This is a genomic window from Parabacteroides sp. CH2-D42-20 (assembly GCF_003670185.1).
Taxonomy (GTDB): domain Bacteria; phylum Bacteroidota; class Bacteroidia; order Bacteroidales; family Tannerellaceae; genus Parabacteroides; species Parabacteroides distasonis.
Window position 1 is genome coordinate 88,225 of record NZ_RAYG01000011.1, and the last position, 21,420, is coordinate 109,644.

General features: G+C 45.1%; 16 protein-coding genes. 4 read left to right on the forward strand and 12 right to left on the reverse strand.

Annotated elements, in window-relative coordinates:
- The first annotated feature begins 307 nt into the window (after positions 1-307).
- From D7V92_RS08440 to D7V92_RS08455, 4 genes are all read left to right on the forward strand, one after another.
- Positions 308-811, forward strand: a complete 504-nt coding sequence (locus tag D7V92_RS08440) for an RNA polymerase sigma factor (RefSeq protein WP_036614544.1) — start codon at positions 308-310, stop codon at positions 809-811.
- Between the two features lie 227 nt (positions 812-1,038).
- Entirely contained in the window at positions 1,039-1,959 is a 921-nt protein-coding gene (gene ribF / locus D7V92_RS08445; protein WP_005860214.1) for a riboflavin biosynthesis protein RibF, read from the forward strand.
- Position 1,960: 1 nt separating this feature from the next.
- Entirely contained in the window at positions 1,961-3,016 is a 1,056-nt protein-coding gene (locus tag D7V92_RS08450; RefSeq protein ID WP_121772679.1) for a M20 family metallo-hydrolase, read from the forward strand.
- Between the two features lie 3 nt (positions 3,017-3,019).
- Complete coding sequence (locus tag D7V92_RS08455; RefSeq protein ID WP_005863577.1) at positions 3,020-4,294, forward strand: lipopolysaccharide biosynthesis protein; 1,275 nt, start codon at positions 3,020-3,022, stop codon at positions 4,292-4,294.
- A 96-nt stretch (positions 4,295-4,390) separates the two neighbouring features.
- Here D7V92_RS08455 and D7V92_RS08460 read toward each other — a convergent pair whose 3' ends face one another.
- From D7V92_RS08460 to D7V92_RS08515, 12 genes are all read right to left on the reverse strand, one after another.
- Positions 4,391-4,840 (reverse strand): YqaA family protein, encoded by a 450-nt coding sequence (locus D7V92_RS08460; RefSeq protein WP_005863579.1) that lies wholly within the window; start codon positions 4,838-4,840, stop codon positions 4,391-4,393.
- Positions 4,825-5,841, reverse strand: a complete 1,017-nt coding sequence (locus tag D7V92_RS08465) for a hypothetical protein (RefSeq protein WP_036614534.1) — start codon at positions 5,839-5,841, stop codon at positions 4,825-4,827. Before D7V92_RS08465 ends, D7V92_RS08460 begins: the two co-directional genes overlap by 16 nt.
- A gap of 679 nt (positions 5,842-6,520) precedes the next feature.
- Positions 6,521-9,103 carry a family 78 glycoside hydrolase catalytic domain gene (locus D7V92_RS08470; protein ID WP_233572819.1) on the reverse strand — a complete coding sequence of 861 codons (2,583 nt, stop codon included), beginning with the start codon at positions 9,101-9,103 and terminating at the stop codon, positions 6,521-6,523.
- Between the two features lie 24 nt (positions 9,104-9,127).
- Positions 9,128-10,399 carry a phosphoribosylamine--glycine ligase gene (purD, locus tag D7V92_RS08475; protein WP_121772681.1) on the reverse strand — a complete coding sequence of 424 codons (1,272 nt, stop codon included), beginning with the start codon at positions 10,397-10,399 and terminating at the stop codon, positions 9,128-9,130.
- Between the two features lie 35 nt (positions 10,400-10,434).
- Entirely contained in the window at positions 10,435-12,636 is a 2,202-nt protein-coding gene (locus D7V92_RS08480; RefSeq protein WP_121772682.1) for a S9 family peptidase, read from the reverse strand.
- Positions 12,617-14,167, reverse strand: a complete 1,551-nt coding sequence (locus tag D7V92_RS08485) for a class I SAM-dependent RNA methyltransferase (RefSeq protein ID WP_121772683.1) — start codon at positions 14,165-14,167, stop codon at positions 12,617-12,619. Before D7V92_RS08485 ends, D7V92_RS08480 begins: the two co-directional genes overlap by 20 nt.
- A 130-nt stretch (positions 14,168-14,297) precedes the next feature.
- The gene (locus D7V92_RS08490) at positions 14,298-15,197 is read right to left on the reverse strand and encodes a serine O-acetyltransferase (RefSeq protein ID WP_121772684.1); all 900 of its coding nucleotides are present in this window, start codon (positions 15,195-15,197) and stop codon (positions 14,298-14,300) included.
- Positions 15,198-15,266: 69 nt separating this feature from the next.
- Positions 15,267-16,829 carry an ATP-binding protein gene (locus tag D7V92_RS08495; protein ID WP_121772710.1) on the reverse strand — a complete coding sequence of 521 codons (1,563 nt, stop codon included), beginning with the start codon at positions 16,827-16,829 and terminating at the stop codon, positions 15,267-15,269.
- Positions 16,830-16,947: 118 nt separating this feature from the next.
- On the reverse strand, positions 16,948-17,943 hold the full coding sequence (locus D7V92_RS08500; RefSeq protein WP_036614523.1) for a hypothetical protein: 996 nt from the start codon (positions 17,941-17,943) through the stop codon (positions 16,948-16,950).
- A complete protein-coding gene (locus D7V92_RS08505; RefSeq protein ID WP_121772711.1) occupies positions 17,940-19,076 on the reverse strand; it encodes a 6-bladed beta-propeller in 1,137 nt (378 codons plus the stop codon). Before D7V92_RS08505 ends, D7V92_RS08500 begins: the two co-directional genes overlap by 4 nt.
- Positions 19,077-19,545: 469 nt before the next feature.
- Complete coding sequence (locus D7V92_RS08510) at positions 19,546-20,754, reverse strand: hypothetical protein (RefSeq protein WP_121772685.1); 1,209 nt, start codon at positions 20,752-20,754, stop codon at positions 19,546-19,548.
- A gap of 13 nt (positions 20,755-20,767) precedes the next feature.
- On the reverse strand, positions 20,768-21,247 hold the full coding sequence (locus tag D7V92_RS08515) for a pyridoxamine 5'-phosphate oxidase family protein (protein WP_005860241.1): 480 nt from the start codon (positions 21,245-21,247) through the stop codon (positions 20,768-20,770).
- Positions 21,248-21,420: the final 173 nt, after the last annotated feature.

Genomic DNA, 21,420 nt, shown 5'->3' on the forward strand with positions numbered 1-21,420 from the left:
TGAACGCAATTACATACACTACTATTCAAGACTTCACATCTTTCATTCATCACTATTTACATAATTTATTATGTTGAAAATTATAAGCAAATACTTGAATATTTCAAATAATAGCACTTGAATAACTTGAAAATATTATTCATTTTCATCCATTTTTACAGCGAAATTATTAACTTACAATTTTAAACATCAATAATTATTAAAGAATTACATGTTATTGTACCGAATATATACATTTGCTAAGTCTTTTAATGGTTAAAAGACGATAAGTGATATAAATAATAAGTTTTTATTCAATTTGTAACCTATGAACGCATTAACATTTCAAAAGAAATTATTAAGCATGCAGGAGAACATGATGAATTTCGCGCTCATGCTTACAGCGAATCGGGAAGATGCTTTTGATTTGACACAAGACACGACTCTCAAGGTATTAAGTAACCAAGAGAAGTTTGTAGACAACGTGAACTTCAAAGGATGGGTCCTTACAGTAATGAGAAACATATTTATCAATAACTATCACAAAGTGGTACGTGAGCAAACCCTGATCAATCGGGATGCTGACCTATATAATCTAGACGTATTGAACGACTCTGGGTTTGATTCACCAGAAGGAACCTGCCAAATTCATGATATAACAGAGGCGATCAATAACTTGAACGCAGATTTGAAGGCTCCTTTCTCAATGTTTCTGAGCGGTTATAAATATCACGAGATAGCTGAACGGCTAAATTTACCGCTAGGTACGATAAAAAGCCGTATCTTTTTCGCCCGACAGGAATTACAGAAAACGTTAAAAGACTTCCATTGATAAACTTTTAATTAAATAAAAAGCTCCTATCTCTCTCCATAAGTGAGAGAGATAGGAGCTTTTAACATAGATACCCTATTCGGGGAGACCCGACAGGACTACGGACACGTATCCAACAAGGAGACAAATTTTGGTACGGCTACCCCAGTATCTTAGATAAGAACATGATTATTAAAAATTATCCCGTACATTTGTCTTTCGATTGGAATTGAAACGAATAAGGCGCAATGATTGTTGTAAGAGATTTTGACAGACTGAAAGGAAAGGAACTGGTGGCTACGATCGGATTTTTCGATGGTGTGCATCTAGGACACCGTTTCTTAATCGACGAGATGAAAGAGATTGCCAAAGCACGTAACCTGCCATCGGCCGTAATCACCTTCCCGGAACATCCCCGGGCTGTATTGCATGCGGATTACCAACCGAAGCTATTAAATTCTTTCGAGGAAAAGTTACAGCAATTAGAGACTACCGGAGTAGATTATTGCATCGTATTGGATTTTACGATCGAGCTATCCCGGCTCTCGGCCAAGGAATTCATTACCTCTATTTTAGCGAAGAGCCTGCATGTAAAGACCTTATTGATCGGATATGACCATCGTTTCGGGCACGATCGGACGGATGGCTTCGAGCAATATGTCGTTTATGGCACCGAATGTGGTATCGAGGTGCTAAAGGCATCTCCCTATGACGAAGGGAATACGGCCGTCAGCTCTTCCGAGATCCGGAAATTACTTCAAGCCGGAAATGTAGCGGAAGCCGCTTATTTACTGACCTATCCCTATCAATTGCTGGGCCATATCGTCAGCGGCTATAAAGTGGGACGCACGCTAGGATTTCCCACGGCGAATATACGGGTAGATGAGCCTTTTAAAGTCATTCCGGGTATTGGCGTATATGCCGTATGGGTGGAGGTGGAAGGCGAACGATATAAGGGAATGCTTTATATCGGTGACCGTCCGACACTCAATAATGGGAAGGACATATCCATGGAGGTCAACATTCTGGATTTCTCCGGAGATATCTACAATGATAGCATTCGTGTCTCATTCGTTCAATACGTACGCGGAGACATCAAATTCGATTCCTTAGAAGAATTGAAAGCCCAACTGGAGAAAGACAGATGCACCGTAAATAATTTATTATAATATGGAAAGATATTACGAAGCGATTGATTTATTAAAAGGCATGATCTCCCGTCCGTCTTTCAGCCGGGACGAGACCGCCGTAGCGGATTTCCTGCAAGCAGAATGGCAAAAGGCCGGACAAAAGGTGTTCCGCAAAGGCAACAACCTGTGGATCATCGCCCCGGATTTCGATTTCGGTAAACCGACCCTTTTACTCAACTCCCATATAGACACCGTCAAGCCCACTTCCGGTTGGACCAAAGACCCGTTCACTCCCGAAGAGACCGAGGATGATCAATTATATGGACTGGGCAGTAACGATGCCGGGGCGAGCGTAGTCTCCCTCTATGAAGCCTTCTGTATCTTAAGCGAGAAAGAACAACCTTATAATCTAATCTTCCTTGCGTCTTGTGAGGAAGAGGTATCTGGGAAGAATGGCATTGAAAGCGCATTGGCCGAGCTTCCTCCTATCTCCTTCGCTGTCGTAGGTGAACCTACGGGTATGCAACCCGCCGTAGCCGAGAAAGGGCTAATGGTACTGGATTGCACCGCTATCGGAAAGGCCGGACATGCCGCACGTAATGAGGGCATCAATGCCATCACTTTAGCGATGAAGGATATAGAATGGTTCAGCACCTATCAATTCCCGGAGAAAAGCGACTTCCTCGGACCGGTGAAAATGACTGTCACCATCATCCATGCCGGTACGCAACACAATGTCGTTCCCGATAAATGCGAATTCACGGTAGATATCCGCACCAACGAATTTTATACGAACGAACTGTTATTCGAGCTAATCAAGGAAAAGGTTCATTGCGAGATCAAGGCCCGCAGCTTCCGCCTTAGCTCCACCCGCACGGATCTGGATCATCCTTTTGTGCGACGGGCGATCTTGATGGGAAAAGAGCCTTTCGGCTCTCCTACGCTTAGCGACCAAGCCTTGATGCGTTTCCCCTCCGTAAAGATAGGGCCGGGAAACTCGGCACGTTCCCATTCCGCGGACGAATACATCAAGGGACCGGAGATCCGGGAAGCGATCGATACCTATGTAAGGTTACTGAATGGATTACAACTATAGCTTATGTTAAAAAAGATACTGGGGACAATAGGCTCGCGTTATCTGATAGCCTTCCTTAACCTAGCGCTGATCTTCATCAACGCAAAGGTACTGGGAATCGAGGGCGTGGGGATGATCGGGTTGATCGTGGCCTCGGTAAATATAGCGGTAATCGTCAACGGGATTTTATGCGGGAATACGATTGTCTATTTCATGAACCGTTACTCCATGCGGACAATTTTCCTTCCCGCATATCTGTGGACCCCTATCGGCTCTTCCTTAGCTTGCGGCTTCATGTATCTTACCGGGCTTTTACCCACCGGCTATCGGCTGGATATCTTCTTGTTGGCGATCTTGAGCTCTACGGTAAACGCCAATGCCCGCTTCTTGTTGGGTAAAGACAATATCAAAGGGTTTAATCTCACGTTTATATTGCAAGGAGGACTGCTATTTTTCGTCTTACTCTATTTCTATTATATATTGAAGCGCCCGGACGTACGGTCGTATGTCTGGGGATTATATGTCACGAACGGCATAGCCTTTATTGCCAGCCTATCGATGCTTGTTCCTTATTTCTTAAAGGAGACATCCCGGTCTTCCGGCAAATCACTCTACGGTCTATTAAAAGAAATGTTTGCCTACGGCCTGTGGGCCGGCGCGGACGGGTTGGCGGAAACCTGTACTACCCGACTCAATTATTTCTTGATACAACGTTTCGCCGGGTTGGGAAGCGTAGGCTTGCTAGATGCTGGGACCAAGATCTCCGAGAGTGTATGGAATATTAGTCGCAGCGTAAGTTTCATCGAATACAGTAGCGTGGCCAAGACCTCAGAGGCAACGGAACAAAAGCGTATTACCTTACAGCTTTTCAAATTGACCTTTTGCGCTTTAGCCCTCGTGATGGGATGTATCCTATTGGTACCGGAATGGATATATACGGATTATCTTTTCAGCGCCGAGTTCAAAGGCATACGTAAAGTGATAGGCGGATTATCGATCGGAATCGTAGCGTTAGGCTGCAACAGCATCATCAGCCATTATTTCATCGGCAGCGGAAAGATCCGGTACAGTACGGCAAGCTCGTGCGTAGGGCTTATTGCCTTATTAATCTCCGGCTTTCTACTCATCCCGTCTTACGGGGTCGTAGGTTCCGCTATCACGACCAGTATCGCCTTTACCTCTATGCTGGTTTTCTCATTGACGGTCTTCTCCCGGCAAACACTTACACGCTGGAATGAGTTCCTTCCGAACAAAAAAGACTTCCAAGCTTGCAGAATTCATATACAAAAATCCTTGTAATTCTATCACGAATTTTATCGATAACGCCATCAAGTTCACGGAAAAGGGGACAATTACGCTTGAAATGATTTCGTGCAAGATACAGGTCTCGGGTTATCAAAACATGGACTGTACCTTATAAACAAACTCCATCCAAACCCAATAACGGATCGCTTTTCCTAAGAACATGGAGATCGCCACGACCCATATATTAGCCCGCAAGAAACCTAGAGCGACAGCGATAAAATCACCGATACCGGGAAGAAAAACAAAAAAGCCCATCCAAGAGCCTTTTCCCTTGATCCAATCCTGCACCTTCTGTAGTTTTACCGGATCGAGTTTGAGGTATTTCTCGATCCACTCTACCTTTCCCAGCATCCCCAGCCAATAGCAGCTCATTCCACCTAAGAAATTACCAAGCGTAGCAGCGATCATGCAAGGCCAATATGCCGAACCCGCCAATAATACACCCGTCAATACGACCTCGCTGCTAAACGGCAAGATCGTAGCCGCTAAGAAAGAAGCGATAAACACCCCGATATACCCGTAGGCTATAAGAAATTCCATATACGTATCATTAATAATGCGATAAACATAACTACCGAGAAATGGAACAGCCAAAAGATATATTTCCCCCGGTTCACCGTAAAAAAATGGGCGATCAGGATAGACGCCGGTACACAGGCCATTTCCAGAAACTCCTCGGATGATTGCTCATAGATAAAGAACAATCCAAACGACCAAATGGCCATGACAATCAGAAAAGAAAGAAACTGACGAGTACGCAAATTATCCTCATACTCATGTGTAACGATATTTAATGAGGCAATGATCGTTAATCCCGCCACTAAAACGATCTGTATCCAATCTATAATTCCCGTCCCTAGTACCGCAAGGAAACGGATCTTGAATAAGGAGGTGAAAGGTATGGTAAATGCCGTGAAATCCCGTTCCCAGACACACCATCCGAAAACAAACCAATAAACCGTCAAGATACCTAACAAGGAAGCGGCAAATGTCCGGATATTCAATGCCCTGAAATTATACATCCCCAACCAAAACAGCGGAAAGAACCAAAGGATGTGTATCCACAACAAACTTCCGATACTGATAATCAAGGATGCGTTATAAGCCTTATCCGTAGCGTCCGGGTCATGATAAGAGGTAAATAACTGATAAAGGGCCAATATCAAACAAAACACCCCGACAGATGTTGATTTCAAGGGAAAGAAATCCGGGTTTGTACTTGTCAACAAGGCATAGAAGAGAAAGGGAAGCAATGTCTTCTCACGAATCAACATCAACGCATAGTTTACCCGATGCACCAGAAACGCACCACCGGCCATCAGCAAAAAACCGATCAAATAGGTAAACAACTTACCCGGAAGAACCAGACAAAGGGCATTCCATAAAGGAGGAGCCGTCACCTCTCCATACACGGGATAGCCTACCGAATCCACATACCCCACGATCCAACAAAAAATACAAGCGCAAAGCATGTACAAATGGGTCATAGGTGTCGCTATAGTATATCTACGTCCGTAATATGAAGTTGTTCCTCTTGCCATATACCTTATTCTTTCATATTCACATCCTAAAGGAATGAAATAAGTGGCAAAGGTATGAAAATATTTCTATTTGTTCGTATGAGGATTCTATACGTTACGATATTGACGTTACGATTCTTTTTATATCTACTTCCTTTCTTTTTGATTCTTATTGACCATTAATCATGACAGGAACTGTTCGTGAATCGACCAAACTAGAAGGCGAGAACGGCGATAAAACGCTCTTTTGGATGAAAATATCCTCGTTTTCATGCACGAAAGGTGGCAAAAGCCTATACATATAGTACCGTCAGGCAACGTCTATACTGCCGTTGGGCATTATAAACAGTCATGAATAGGGTTGTTAGTAGTCGTGAATGGGCATCGTAACCCTGTTAGAACCCAGTCGTAACCCTATCGGATAGCCCAAAGAAGTCAATGGATATGAATTAGGATGAATTCTTTTCGCTAGAATGAAAGGCGTTTTTTCGGTATTATACTATCAATGAAAGGATTGCTGATTTTTTCTTGCGAATTTGGCGACGAGCCGCACTTGGGTAGGGAAAAATCGATTCTCCGGAGGTTTCGTTTACAGTTTGTCAAAATGACAAATCGCTTATCGGATAGAAAGCTATCAATAACATCTTGAGGGTGTCAAAAGTCCGGTTTATTAGATTTGACACCCCCAAGTATAAACTGTTTATTTAACGATCTGATACGAACCCGCACGATACTCGTGAGCTTGGCTTTCGCCCGGAAGTGTCACGAGAGCGACCGCTCCTTCGGGAACGGTGAAATCCCAAATCCACTGGTCTCCCTCATACTTCCAAGAGCTCTTGATAATCCCTGCCGCCGAATTGTACTCCGCATTTACGAACTCCAGACGCTTATCGGGAATCGGCTTCATGATAATGCGCTTGAATCCTGGCTCCGACGTATCCGCAGAGATACCAGCCATAGTCTCCCACATCCATTCACATACACATCCATAGGCATAGTGATTAAAGCTGTTCATGCCTTGCGGTCCCATGCCTTTATCAAGCATATAGCTATTCCAACGCTCCCAAATCGTTGTCGCCCCATTATCTACCGAATACAGCCAACTCGGATTCTTGCGCTGGAAAAGAAGCTCGTAAGCGATATCACTCATTCCATTCTCCGTAAGCGTAGGCATCAGGATGGAAGTACCCAAGAAACCTGTCTGAAGGCAATTGCCATGCTCGGCGAAGTTGTCACGCAGTCGTTTCATCGTGTTCTCCTTGGCTACCCCTTCGACCAGCTTGTTCTTCAAGGCGAATAGGGCAGGCGTCTGCATGGTATTGAATATCGCCGTCTTAAATTCTCCGTCAGCATTCAAGAATTTATCCAATATATACTGTTTCGCTTGAGCAGCCATCGCTTCGTATTTCTCGGCATCCCGTCCCGTCGCACGAGCCATATCGCTCATCATTCCGGCATCTATAAGCCAGTAATTCGCACTTAGATAATTCCAATAATCATAGGTTTCCGGAAGCGTTCCGGATCCATCCTTCGCTGTATGTCTGCCGCTGCAACTCTCAAGCGGCTCGTAACTGAGCCAGTCGGCCCACTGGTAATTGCCATTCTCCGCGCTGAGGGCATGATGGTCATACTTGGTCTCGTTGATATGATTGAGATATTTCTCCATCGCCGCCCAGTTCTCATCGATAATCTGAGTGTCGCCAAATTGTTTCCAGACAACCCAAGGCACGATAACTCCCGCGTCCGACCAGCCCAAGCGGTTCATATCAGTAGGAGACGCACCGTATTGAGCCAATGGAGCGACACCGGGATACGCACCGGTTGGTGATTGTGTGTCACGCATATCACGCATCCATTTATGGAAGAAATCAGCGGTATTGGCAAAGAAAGTACCAGTCTCAGCAAATACCTGCGTGTCGGCGGTCCATCCCAGCCGTTCGTTGCGCTGCGGACAGTCGGTAGGAACCGAGAGGTAGTTGGAACGTTGTCCCCATAGGGTATTTGAGATCAACTGATTGACCAGTTTGTTGCCGGTCGTTATTGATCCGGTCTCCATCTGTTGGGTAATCGAGGAGACAGGAATCGACTGGATCGACCGGATACGTACCTCCTGATCGGCCGTGATCGATACGAAGCGATAACCATAGAACGTGCGATGAGGGCGATAGGTCGTATAGTCCTTATGATCCGCAAAGGTATAGTCGAGTAACATCCCGGTATCCGGAGTGCGTAGATTCAAGCGATGGCAACTACCTTCAGGCCCATCCATTCCTCGGCTCTTCGCACCATTTCCATCGTTCAATATCTCAGAAGGACGACAATTTAGTTGGGTACCCTCCTTTGCCATGAACTCGAAAGCAGGAACCGCCGCACAATTCTGGCCAAAGTCCACGACAAGTGTCTCGCCCGGATGAACTACCATTTCCTCGCCAGCCGCATATTCTTTCGTTATAACAACCTTTCCATAAGCATCTTCACTCTCTCCGGTGACCCCTTTCCATAGATAGGCCTTTTGAGGAGAAAGCGCCAAATCTTCACGAAAATAGACCTCACCTCCATTTGAAGGAAGTATCTCTCCCTCAAATTCCGTATTCTTTTCCGGTGTCGAAAGCTTATCGAGCGTATCGTATCCCGGTAACTCACGGGCATCATATTCCTCACCATCAAAGATAGCGGCATGTTTGACCGGTCCGGCGATCCCGGCTTTCCAATCGCTCGTATTGGAACCTAAGTACGCCTTGCTACCATCCGCATAGGTAAGCTCAAGCACTCCACGGAAAGCGACCTTGGTACCCACCATTCCTTGCTGGCCGCTGTATGTGATGATCTTATCGGCCCACCATCCCGGTGTCACCTGCACAGCGAAAACATTCTCCGCTCCCGCCTGTTTCGACAGGGCATTGCTTACCTCATACGTAAACGAACGCTTCGTCTTGTAGGGATGCGTAAAACCCGGTTTGAGAATCTCTTCTCCGATCAACTTCCCATTCACGTATAACTCGTACACACCCAAGCCCGTGGTCATCCAGCGTGCCGAGTTTATCTCTTTTTCATTCTTTACGACACTCACGAACCAAGCGGCACCATCGGCCGCACGTTCATTCGATCCGTTGATCTCACCCGTTATGACAGGTGCATTTGCCACGGATATCCATTCGGAATGGTTCCAAGCGGCATCATCCAATGCGGAGACACGCTTCCCCGATTCGTTCGTCTGATCAGTCGAACATGCATAGAGAGCCGCACAAACAACCCCTAAAAGCAATAGTTTTCGTTTTTTCATACGCATATTCTCTCTAATTGTCATTTACAGATCAAATCCGATATCCCGACGGAAATACTTCTTATCGAAATCGATCTGCTTAGCTCCGGCGAAAGATTGGGCCAAAGCCTCCTCCTTATTAGCTCCATACGAACTGACCGCGATCACACGGCCGCCATTTGTCAGGAACTGGCCGTCTACCAGCTTCGTTCCGGCATGGAACACTATATTGTTCGAGGATACGCCATCCAATCCCGTGATTACCTTATTCTTCTCGTAAGCCTCCGGGTAACCGCCGCTTACCAACATAACCGTAACCGCCGCACGAGGGTCCTGTACCAATGTACGAGCCGCTAAATCGCCTTCCGCTACCCCTTCCAGCAAATCAACCAAATCGCTTTGGATACGAAGCATGACTACCTCTGTCTCCGGATCGCCCATACGACAATTGTATTCTATCACCATCGGCTCATTCTTCACATTGATCAGACCCAAGAAGATGAAACCTTTATAATCGATATGCTCCGCTTTCAATCCCTCTACGGTAGGACGGATAATACGCTCGTCCACCTTCGCCATAAAGACCTCATCAGCGAAAGGAACCGGGGAAACAGCTCCCATTCCACCTGTGTTTAAACCCGTATTGCCCTCGCCGATACGCTTATAATCTTTCGCTACCGGAAGCACCTTGTAATCGTTGCCATCCGTCAAGACGAATACGGAGCATTCGATACCATCCAAGAACTCCTCGATCACTACCGTCTTGCTCGCGTCGCCAAACATTCCGCCCAGCATATCTCCCAACTCTTTCTTGGCTTCCTCCAAGTTATCGATAATCAGTACCCCTTTACCGGCAGCCAATCCATCCGCTTTCAATACATAAGGAGCGGAAAGAGATTCCAAGAACGCATAGCCTTCCTCTAGGTTTTCAGTGGAAATACTCTTATAACGAGCGGTCGGGATATGATGACGCATCATAAACGCCTTGGCGAAATCCTTGCTACCTTCCAATTGGGCACCTTCCCCACTCGGGCCGATCACGGGGATGGAGCTTAATGCCTCATCCTTCTTGAAATAATCATAAACACCCTTCACCAATGGATCCTCGGGACCTACCACGACCATATTCACTTGGTTCGCCAACGCAAAATCCTTGATAGCGGCAAAATCATCCGCTTTAATATCCACGTTGGTTCCTACCAACGCTGTTCCCGCGTTACCGGGAGCGATAAATAACTTATCAACTTTCGGGCTTTGAGCGATCTTCCAAGCGATCGCATGCTCACGCCCACCAGAGCCTAATAACAATATATTCATATCTCTTCTAATTTTCAATTCTCAATTCTCCATTTTCAATACCCAAGGTAGTCATCGAAATACCTCGTAATCTTCTCATGCAAATGCGGACGGTCCTTACCGGTCACATTATGCTCATGGCGAGGATACACAAAGTAATCCGGATACGTATCAGCCTCTACGCAAGCCTTTAAGAAACCAAGGCTGTGTTGCCACACTACCACCGGATCGATATCCCCATGTATCATCAACAGATGGCCTTTCAGATTACCGGCCTTCAGTTTCAGGTTCGCGTTCTTATAACCTTCCGGATTATCCTGCGGGCGATCCATATAACGCTCGCCATACATAATCTCGTAATTGCTCCAGTCAATAACCGGCCCTCCGGCCACGCCCACCTTAAAGATCTCCGGATAAGTCAGCATCAAGTTCGTTGTCATAAAACCGCCATAACTCCAGCCATGTACCCCGATACGGTCGGCATCCACATAAGACAAAGATTTCAGGAACTCGACACCCTTCACTTGGTCCGCCATCTCATTGATACCCAAATTACGATGAATCACGCTCTCAAAAGCATGTCCACGATTTGCCGAGCCGCGGCTATCCACGGTAAACATCACATAACCTCTCTGTGCCATATAGAGGTCCCAACCACGAGCCCCGTTTTGCCAGTCGCCCGTAACAAGCTGTACTTTAGGGCCTCCATATACATAGACAATCGTAGGATACTTCTTCGTCTCATCCAAATCCGGCGGTAAAGTCAACCGGTAATTCAAGCGAGTCTTACCATCGGCGGCAAGGATATGTCCAACCTTGATCCGCGGCATCCGATACGATTTAAAGGGATCCGGAGCGGAAAGTAAGGTAGAAATCACCTTAGCGTCCTTTACACGGATTAAATCGATATCCCTCGGGGTAGAAGGAGAACTTACATAATCAATCGCATATTCGCCGGAGGGACTCAGCAACCAACGGTGCACGCCCACTTTCCAACTCAAGCAATTCATGATATCACCCGTTCTCAAATCCGTCTCCCAAATATAACGTTGCATCCCCGTTCCTTGCATATTCGGAGATACGGGATGAGGTGCCGTTCCCTCGAAAATCACCTTATTTCCGTCTTTGCTAAAGCCTAGCACCTTGGTAACCACCCATTCCCCACCGGTTAGCTTCCTTAATTCCTTTCCAGTCGTATCATACAGATATAGATGGTTATAGCCATCCGCCTCACTCTGCCAGATAAACTTATCCGGATCGTTCGGCAAGAAAAGCACGGGATGCTGCGGCTCCACATAACAACGATCCGTCTCGGTAAACAGATCAGCCTCTTTCTTTCCCGTCAAGGCAGAGTACCGCACCAAATGCATCTCGTTCTGCTCACGATTCAACTCAGCGATATAAATACTCTTCTCATCCGGACTCCAAGCGATATTTGTTAAATATTTCTCTTTCGGCAAGCCTGTCTCCAACCAAACCGTCTGCCCGGTAGCTACCTGATAGACACCCACCGTAACCTCATGGCTCTTCATTCCAGCCATCGGATATTTATGAGGAACCGGCGTAGCGCAACGAGTATCGATATTCACCAGCGGGTAAGCGGTCACCCTACGCTCATCCATACGATAAAACGCTAGAGCCGAGCCTTTAGGAGACCAAAACATACCTTTCGTAATCCCGAACTCCCGTTGATGGACAGCCTGTCCGCATACGGTTCCATCCTGTGTTTCACGTGTAACAATCGTATTTCGTCCATCCGGGGATAAAATATGCACATTGTTTCCCTCCGTAAAAGCTAAGTTATTCGTAGCCGGGCAAAAGTCATAATTCGCCCAGTTATTCTTCAAAGCATAATCAGCGACTACCTTATTCTTCTTATAGTCATAATGAATCCGGTGCTGTTTGCTAGTAAAAGCCAAGACCGAACCTCTTTCATAGGGCACCGAAAAGCTAGGCAAGGAACCAACCGTCTGCAGATTTGCCGCCGTCAAGGCCCCATTCAGTCTTTCCAACGAAAAAAGGACCTCTTCTTTTTTCCCCGGCTTAGCTCCTAACACGCTATCTCCCTTAACATATAAGTACTCGTCCCCGCACCATCGTAACTGTTTCAAGTCACGAGGTACGAAGCGGCTATACGTCTTCCCTCCAGGAATCAAGTCGTGCAAGGAGAGTTGCTTATCTTGGGCGGTAATCGACATCGTTAATAAAATCAGACATAGGCTTATGAATAAAGATGATTTAATCCTCATAATCATCATACCCTCTCCGTTTTATAGGCTTTATAGGTTTGCTAAATGGGCGCTTTCCATCCCGCTTATGATCGCCAAACCCTTTCTTACGGTCATCCTCATCCCGATAACGCATTTTCACAGGACGTTCTCCTTTTGGCTTGATCGGCTTACGAACCGGGGCATCCACGAATTTCTTGCGGACCGGACGGTCCTCTCCCCGATCCTCTCCAAAGATACGTTTCCCCGGAATGGAAGCGAAACGCTCCTCATCATCCTCGCTATGGGCAGCGGCGAAACGACGCTCCGGACGATCCACACGACCCGTACGGAAGTTTGGACGATCATTGCCTCTACGCTCGAAAGAGCCTTCCGATCTGTGCGGACGCTCCTCTCCATCCTCATTCAATGCCTTTTTGAAGTCCTTATTGGTTCCCTCAAATAACTCATAGCAACGGTATTCGCACTCCAAGGAACCGTTCATCAATTTGATCTTCTCGCTCGGGCGCAAGCCGATCTTATCGAAACATTCATCTTTATAGCTCAAAATCCAAGCCTTATATCCCATGAACACATGTTTCAAACGCTCACCGATCATATTATACAATCCCAATAGATCACGAGATGATATACGCTCTCCATAAGGTGGGTTCGTCACCAATATACCTGGCTTCGGAGCCTCAGTATATTGTTGGAACGGTTTCACCTTCAGATCGATATATTTCATCAAGCCAGCGCTACGGATATTCTCCAAGGCGATATCGATAGCGGCTTGGGAAATATCGGAGCCATAGCAATGGAAAGCGAACTCACGCTCCCCGCTCTCATCATTATAAATACGATCGAACAATTCCTCATCATAGTCCACCCATTTCTGGAAAGCGAACTCTTTCCGATGGATACCCGGAGCGATATTCAAGGCGATCATGGCAGCCTCGATCAACAATGTACCGGAACCACACATCGGATCTACGAAATTAGATTCTCCTTTCCAACCGGTTTTTAGGATCATGCCGGCAGCCAACACCTCATTCAACGGAGCTTCCGTTTGATCCACCCGATAACCACGCTTATGCAAAGACTCGCCGGAGCTATCGATAGATAAGGTACAATCGTTATGCGAAATATGGATATTGATATATAAGTCCGGGTTATTGACACGAACGGACGGACGCTTCTTGAACTTCTCGATGAAATAATCCACGATAGCGTCTTTCGTACGGTAAGCGACAAACTTCGAGTGATTGAAATCCTCGGAATAGATCACCGAGTCGATCGCGAACGTCTTGTCCAGCGACAAATACTTCTCCCACTCTACCTTTTTCACCTCTTTATAAACGGTATCAGCATCTTTGGCCTTGAAATGATAAATCGGTTTCAGAATGCGCAGGGCAGTACGGCAGTGGAAATTCGCTTTATAAAGCAATTCCTTATCACCCGTAAAGGAAACCATACGACGACCGATCTGCAAGCCGTTGGCACCTAAAGCTAATAACTCCTCGGCCAAGATCTCTTCCAACCCGTATAGGGTTTTGGCCACCATTTCAAATGTCTCGCTCATTTTAATTGAAAATTGAGAATTGAGAATTGAAAATTATTCCCAATTGCGTATTACGTTGTTTATTATTAATTATTCTCATTTCGCTCTCTGACATGCTTCGATCTCCTTCCGGCTACCCTCTTGATAATTTTCAATTCTCAATTTTCAATTGTGTAACCATACTCCCTGCCGGTACATCCTCCGCTATCCAGACGTTACCACATATCGTAGCCCCTCTGCCAATCCGGATTTTACCGATTAAGGTGGAATTAGAATATACTGTCACATGATCTTCCAAGATAGGATGACGGGCTACGCCACGGATAGCGTTACCGTTCTCATCGGGGGGAAGTTTCTCTCCCGCCAAGCTGACGCCCTGAAAGATTCGGACGTAATTGCCGATCACGCTCGTCTCGCCGATCACCGTACCCGTCCCGTGGTCTATCGAGAAATGATGACCGATCTTCGCGCCCGGATGGATATCGATACCGGTCTCGGAATGTGCCATCTCCGTAATCATACGAGGAATATAAGGAACCCCGAGCTTATACAATTGATGGGCGATCCGGTAATTACCGATCGCCCGGAAACCGGGATAACAAAATATGACCTCACCTAGATTTTGAGCGGCGGGATCGCCATTGAAAGTCGCCTCCACATCCGTAGCCAGCAGACCGCGAATCTCCGGAAGCGTAGAGATGAAAGCCTCCGAAATAGCCTCTGCCTCAGCGGAGATCTTTTCTTCCGGGCAAGTCACGCAAGATGTATCCGCGAAACAAAGTCCCGCATAAACCTGCTTGGATAATAAAGAATGAAGAGTCTCAACATTTACGCCCGTATGAAAACGGATCGTCTGTTTACTGATACGGGCATTCCCATAATAACCGGGGAACAGGATCGCACGGCATAGATCGATGATCTCTTTCAGCACCTCGCCCGAGGGCAGCGCCTCCTCATCCCTGTACGCATGGAACAATTGTTTATACGATGCCTCATCCGACAGCTTCTCCACCGTATCGCCCAATACGCTACTATGCCTCTGTATATCCATTATTTGCGGAATATTCTTTATAATGCGCAAAAATAGTATTTTATTTGAGAACACCTTCACGAAGAGGCATCAAAAATACAGCCAACGACTAATATTACGTTCTATAGCGCTAAATTCCACGCCAACCTTTATCAACTTACGCCCATCCGCCTGATAGGGAATCAAATAACCTTTCTCATCGATTTGCCATATGGCTTCCTCGGCGGTTCCGTTCAACTTGAACTCAAAGACGTAAATGTATTTTGGTGTTTTAACCACCGCATCCGCACGTCCTCTGGCACTTCGCACCTCCGCCTCAGTAAATTGCCCCATCAACTTAAAGACCAAATAGAAAACCACTTGATAATGACGTTCGGTCTTATCGTTCAACTCATACGGGAAATCAGCGAAGAAAGCTTGGAGACGGGAAAGGAAAGCATCTATATCCTTTGTCCGTAATTCTTGTACAAATTTACCAATATAAAAACTCTGCTCTTCCTTGGAAATGGAGGTATAGTAAGGGACTAAGAAATTAATAAAACCATATTTTACTTCTTCGTTCGGAAATTCCAATAAATAATTACGAAATTCCCGATCATAATCCTTTATCGTCAAATATCCACTCTGATAAATCAACGGAATCGGATTATTGGTGTTTACTCGATATTCAGTGAATGAAGCAGCAGGCGCCTCGATACCATCTATCAAAAGCCGTAAATCATAATTACTTTTACGGAGGAGGCTCACCAAAAAGGTCGGCGTACCCGTCTGAAACCAATAACTCTCCAACTCCAGCTTATTGAACGCATTCAGTACACTGAACGGATTAAACACTCCCACTCCATCTTGATGGAAATGATACCCATCATAATTACGTTCCATCCGCTCTACCACCTCAACAAACGACCAATTATTCTTTTTCCCGAAGGCTTCTATCTCCGGTACAAAATTCGTCGCTAACTCTTCCCGTGTTATGCCACAAAGCGTTGCGAATTGCCAGTCCATGCTAATATCGTTCAACTGGTTCAAGTCACTAAACACGCTAACTTGAGAGAACTTTGTCACCCCGGTTAGGAATACAAAGCGCAAATAGCGATCCGCACTTTTCAACACCCCATAGAACGCTTTCAACATTAGGCGATACTCCTCTTGCAATTTCTCATTATCAAATGATTGCAAAAGAGGCTTATCATACTCATCCACTAAAACGACCACCCGTTTTCCTGTCTGTTCACAAATCAAGCGTAACAAGGTAAACAAACGGTCATCAATCGTCTCATCCGCATCACTAGAACCATATATAGCCTCGTAAACAAGCAACTGCCTATCCACAAGACGAATCAGATCCTCCCCTGTATCAAATTTCTTGGCATTCAAATCCAAATGGATCACCGGATACTCAATCCAATCCTGTTCCAACCGTTCGATAGCCAATCCCTTAAACAGATCTTTTCTTCCTTTAAAATAAGCCTCAAAAGTAGAAAGCAAAAGGCTCTTTCCAAACCTACGGGGACGACTTAGGAAAAACGGTGTCTCCAACGAGGCCATCCGCCACACCCATTCCGTCTTATCCACATATACATAATTCCCTTCCCTTATCTTCTCGAAGGTCTGTATACCTATCGGCAGTTTGCGTACGATACTGTTTGTCATTATCTTTTCACTTTTGTTCCAAAGATAATTACTATTCTTGTCTTCCACAAGTTATTTACATCTCCAATCAGAAACTCGCTTTCGAGAAAACGGAGTTTCAGCCTGTCAAGAATATCATTTACAACAGGTATTTTACCACATCCAATGCTCCACTTTCATCAAGAGCCAAGGCGACCAGAAAACCATCGGAAGGGTCTACGGCAATCCTCTTTATTGAACGATCAAAATTCAATCGTTTCTTTAATTGGCCGTCCCAAGAAAGAACCAGCAATGTGGATAAATTCGAAAAATCCACAGAACCATCGTACAAGCAATACACATACCGATCCGTACCGAATATATCGATAAAGCATTTTGTCGTTCCAAGAACATCCACTTGGGTATCATTCTTCTTCAGTAAAGGCACGATAGGCTCCTTCCCATACGTAAAGCTCCTTTGATAAGTTCCCTTCAAATCGTAAAAATCAATTTGGTTGAAGAAACGCAAGGCAGCAACCACACTGTTTTGCCGCTCATTCACACAAAGATTAGGCAAATAAGCGACGTGCTTACAAGAACGATACGTTCTTGCTACTTTTGGTGGCTCCACCCAATAAATTCCCTCTTCCCGATTCGCATAACAGAAAGGACCATAAACATTTTTCTCTACGATCGGAACCGCATAAACTTCTTTCGTGGTGACATTATAATGCGTAGAGGGAACAAGTTCGGGTATTAGTATATATTTCCGATCAAAACGCAAAGAATCCGCCAGCACCTGCATCTTATTAAATGTAAGTTGGTTATCCACGATCCAGAACTCATCCTTTCCGGCGGGTTCTTTTGTATTTGACTTCATAAACTCCGGATTAGAGAAATAAGTGGCACCATATCCTTTCAACGCAAACGCATGCAGGTGCGACAAATCATCTTTGTCGAATACTTGAATGATCGTATCACACCCACGAGCCAACAACACCAAATAAGACTCGGTAAGACCAATCCCATCATAGCATACACCAGAATCCCCTTTCATTAACAAATTTCCCTCCAGCCGTTTTTCTTCTCTTTCTGCATCGGAACAAGCGAGAAGAAACAAAGCGAAGAATACAATAATCCCATACAATACTCTCATGACCTTTCTATTTTAAATAAACATAAGATCGGATTATCGTCCTGTGTACGATTCTCCGCTATCCGTCTCAAATCCTCATAATGTATCTGATTACGCAACAGCACCGTCGAACTGATCTTCCCGATAAAATAATCTTTATACACTCCGCAAATACCGTAAAAGCCTGTCAACCCCGTAGCCCTTATGAAGTTGGGGAACGCATACGAGAATGCCTCTTTCCTATCCTTGTCATAAAATCCGAAGTAAGTTACCTTATCGCACATATAGGTCGCATGCAGGATCCGTTCGGTCTCCAGCAGCCCAAAAGAATTTACATAGCCGGAGCGAAACAGATCGCCAGAGAAATCTCTCCCGCCTCTCCCTTTCTCCTTGACATACTCGATAGGAGGCATACTTTTATCTCCGAAGCGAACTTTATAAGCAGGCTCCAACATCCCGTCCTTCACTTTCCATACTTCGGGGGTAAAGGGGAAATGCGCATACCAATCCCCAGCAAAGGCATGCAACGTCTTGCTCCCATTGATCGTATGGCCGGACGTGAAATAAGCCGATCCCAACAATGCGTCTTGCTCTCCTTTCCTGTCCGTGGCTTTCAGATAGAAGTTTTCCCTTTGCGGTGTCGCAAATCCCAAAGGATAATACCAAATCCAATTCTCCTTATCCAAAGGGGCGCAGTCCACAAAATAATCAGCTACATCTTGCGTGGATATATATTGATAGGTATCCAGATCATAACGCAATAAGGCCGTCCCACCAAAATCCACCAATGTCAAGATTCGCTCTTTCTCATCCACGAAAAAGTGAGTTAGATAAAGATACTCTTTCGGCCCTTGTCCCCGCAAGCCTACACGAGTAATAAAATTTCCTTGATCACTGAATACAAAAAGCGCATTTATCTCATCACTTCTATCGAATACAAAAATACGATCGTCCACCCAGCAAACCCGGTAGAGATCTTTTAACAGCACGCTATCCTTCGTCTCCAAAGGAATGAATCTGCATTCCAAATGTTCCTGCAAGCCAACCGTACAATCGTTTCCGAAATCCACCACGTCCCACTCTTCCGATCGATTCTCGCATGCGGTCAAAATGGAAGCCACACTTATCATCACTAAATAATATAGTTTTCTCATGTTTTTCATATTAGATTCAGACCGCTAATATACGTAACTTTTTGAAATACGCCAACTGCACAAGTTTTCCTAAGCGCACAATCGGAATTCACGAGAAGTACTACTTCCTTGGCCTATGAAGTATATCTCCTAGAGCAGTTGAAGTATATATTCTACAAAAGAAGGAGTAGTACTGGGAAAAAGGCCTGTTGGGATATAACCCTAAAAACTTTCGATAATTAGAAGGGGATACAGTGTTTATTTTCCACATAGTTATTGTACATTTTTCCAAATGCATTTAAAACCTCATTATCTGTTTCCCAAAACACGTACGTGTTTTCACAAATTCTCGTACGTGTTTCCGGAAAAACACGTACATGTTTTTCCGGAAACATCATCAACTTTTTATCAATCTGATTATAAAGACATTATCAATACGTATATTTTAAATACTTACTGTATTTTTCACTATCAACAAAATACCTTATGGTTATGATTTTTGAAGCCCCAAGAAGGCTTTATTTACGAGCTTATCGACTTCCTTATACAGCCGTTGTATTTCCTTTGTATCCAATCCATTTTGCTCCCACTCCGTCTTATGAGCGTCGAATAAATCGAAAATCCGGTTCTCTACCGCACGAAGCTGTTGGATATAACCAGATTGGTCATCATTCCATAACAGTTGCCAATGCAAATACTTTTGGCCGTTACCACGATGTATGGAGTAGACATTCTTCTGTAATTGAACGGAATACCAATCTAATAGGGCTGTTTTATAGGATGCGTCGTAAGTAACTAAAGCGCTTTGCTCCTTTCCCATTTTCACCCAAAGAGGAATAGCGACAGAGGTAGGAGGATATCCCAAGGCAGTCCACATCGTTGTCAATTCCGGATTCATGCCGGATCTCACGCCTTGGATTACGATAGAGGCCGTACTTTCCAGACGAGGGATGAAATCCTGCTCCACAAACCAACCCGTACGATTGTTCGGACTTTGCTCTTTGTCCATCAAATCGATATCCAGCAAGCTATTATAAAAAGAGCGGGAAGCCTGTTGAAAGATACGCTGAGGAGTAAATCCTCCGTCCCGCATTTCCTTAAAGATCTTTTTCGCATTCTCATAACGTACATACCCTTTGCCTTCATCCGTACGCCCCTCGAAAGAGAAATTCGTATAAATCAAGTAACCTTCCGGCGCCAGATTCGGATCATTCGCATCTTTCTTATAATATCGCTCATTATTCGTCTCATAATAAGCCGCACCACCATAAGCATCGATCACTCCGAAATTAGCCTCCACACGCATCGGGCGAGGCAAGGTATCCAAGAAATGCTCGAAATCCTGCACCGTCTTACAGACTCTCAAGGCTTTTCGCATCAAGTTTCCCTCTTGATCCATCTCCTTTATATCATCGTCTTTCAAGTTATAAGAAGCCGTATTCATGATAGAGAAGCCCGTCTCATTGCTTCCGGTCCACACGGCTCCCTCCGGATCATCGCTATTTACCAGCCCCAGAAAACGATAGCCACCTTCGTCAAAATAACCGATATGGTTATACGGAGCGCCGGTATCCCGGTGTTTCCACATCAACGGACGCCCGTCGGAAGTAGCCTTTCCAGTGATTATAATGGAGGTACAAGCCTTGTCAACCACCGGAAAACAAAGACATAGAACGAATAAAAGAAGTAGTTTTTTCATATCATTTATTGATTTAATAAGATTTCTTATGAGGAGCACCAAATTCCTTACAGCTGACCTCGTCTATATCTACCGTCCAAATCTTCACGTTACGGACCGCCGGATCGCTATAACGGAAAGTCTTATCGGAATATTGCTTCATGATAATATCCAAGGCTTCCACCTTCTTGTCGAAATCCTCTTCGTAAGCGACCTTTCCCCAAGCGATCACGCTCTTCGAACGCATACGGTAGCTACAAGCTACCTCCGGGTGCTGGAAAACCAAGGCATGGTCAATACTAAACGTAATACAGACTTTCGGATTACGTTCCAATATAGAGATGCTTCGTCCATCCTGCGCCGAGTGTAAATAAATCACGCCATCCTTATAACCGAAATTCATCGGTAATACATAAGGCGTTCCATCTGTATCCGCCATGCCCACAAAGCAAACATCGCTCTGACGGATAATCGATTCGATCTGTTCCTTGTCCGTGTGTATAAGTGTCTTCATATTCCTTTGTTTGATTCTTATCAAACACAAAATTATAAAAAAAATCCTCTTATATTTGTAACGGCTTCTCTACTTTCACCGTCTAAACTAAAAAATCAAATTAGAATGACAAAAAACACAATCTTCTCCTTTTTACAGGCTTGCGAAGCCACCATGATCAAGACCGCCCAAAA

Coding starts and splice junctions, on each gene's coding strand:
- D7V92_RS08440 (WP_036614544.1), top strand. CDS start 308: ATGAACGCATTAACATTTCAAAAGAAATTATTAAGCATGCAGGAGAAC.
- ribF (WP_005860214.1), top strand. CDS start 1,039: ATGATTGTTGTAAGAGATTTTGACAGACTGAAAGGAAAGGAACTGGTG.
- D7V92_RS08450 (WP_121772679.1), top strand. CDS start 1,961: ATGGAAAGATATTACGAAGCGATTGATTTATTAAAAGGCATGATCTCC.
- D7V92_RS08455 (WP_005863577.1), top strand. CDS start 3,020: ATGTTAAAAAAGATACTGGGGACAATAGGCTCGCGTTATCTGATAGCC.
- D7V92_RS08460 (WP_005863579.1), bottom strand. CDS start 4,840: ATGGAATTTCTTATAGCCTACGGGTATATCGGGGTGTTTATCGCTTCT.
- D7V92_RS08465 (WP_036614534.1), bottom strand. CDS start 5,841: ATGGCAAGAGGAACAACTTCATATTACGGACGTAGATATACTATAGCG.
- D7V92_RS08470 (WP_233572819.1), bottom strand. CDS start 9,103: ATGAAAAAACGAAAACTATTGCTTTTAGGGGTTGTTTGTGCGGCTCTC.
- purD (WP_121772681.1), bottom strand. CDS start 10,399: ATGAATATATTGTTATTAGGCTCTGGTGGGCGTGAGCATGCGATCGCT.
- D7V92_RS08480 (WP_121772682.1), bottom strand. CDS start 12,636: ATGATGATTATGAGGATTAAATCATCTTTATTCATAAGCCTATGTCTG.
- D7V92_RS08485 (WP_121772683.1), bottom strand. CDS start 14,167: ATGAGCGAGACATTTGAAATGGTGGCCAAAACCCTATACGGGTTGGAA.
- D7V92_RS08490 (WP_121772684.1), bottom strand. CDS start 15,197: ATGGATATACAGAGGCATAGTAGCGTATTGGGCGATACGGTGGAGAAG.
- D7V92_RS08495 (WP_121772710.1), bottom strand. CDS start 16,829: ATGACAAACAGTATCGTACGCAAACTGCCGATAGGTATACAGACCTTC.
- D7V92_RS08500 (WP_036614523.1), bottom strand. CDS start 17,943: ATGAGAGTATTGTATGGGATTATTGTATTCTTCGCTTTGTTTCTTCTC.
- D7V92_RS08505 (WP_121772711.1), bottom strand. CDS start 19,076: ATGAGAAAACTATATTATTTAGTGATGATAAGTGTGGCTTCCATTTTG.
- D7V92_RS08510 (WP_121772685.1), bottom strand. CDS start 20,754: ATGAAAAAACTACTTCTTTTATTCGTTCTATGTCTTTGTTTTCCGGTG.
- D7V92_RS08515 (WP_005860241.1), bottom strand. CDS start 21,247: ATGAAGACACTTATACACACGGACAAGGAACAGATCGAATCGATTATC.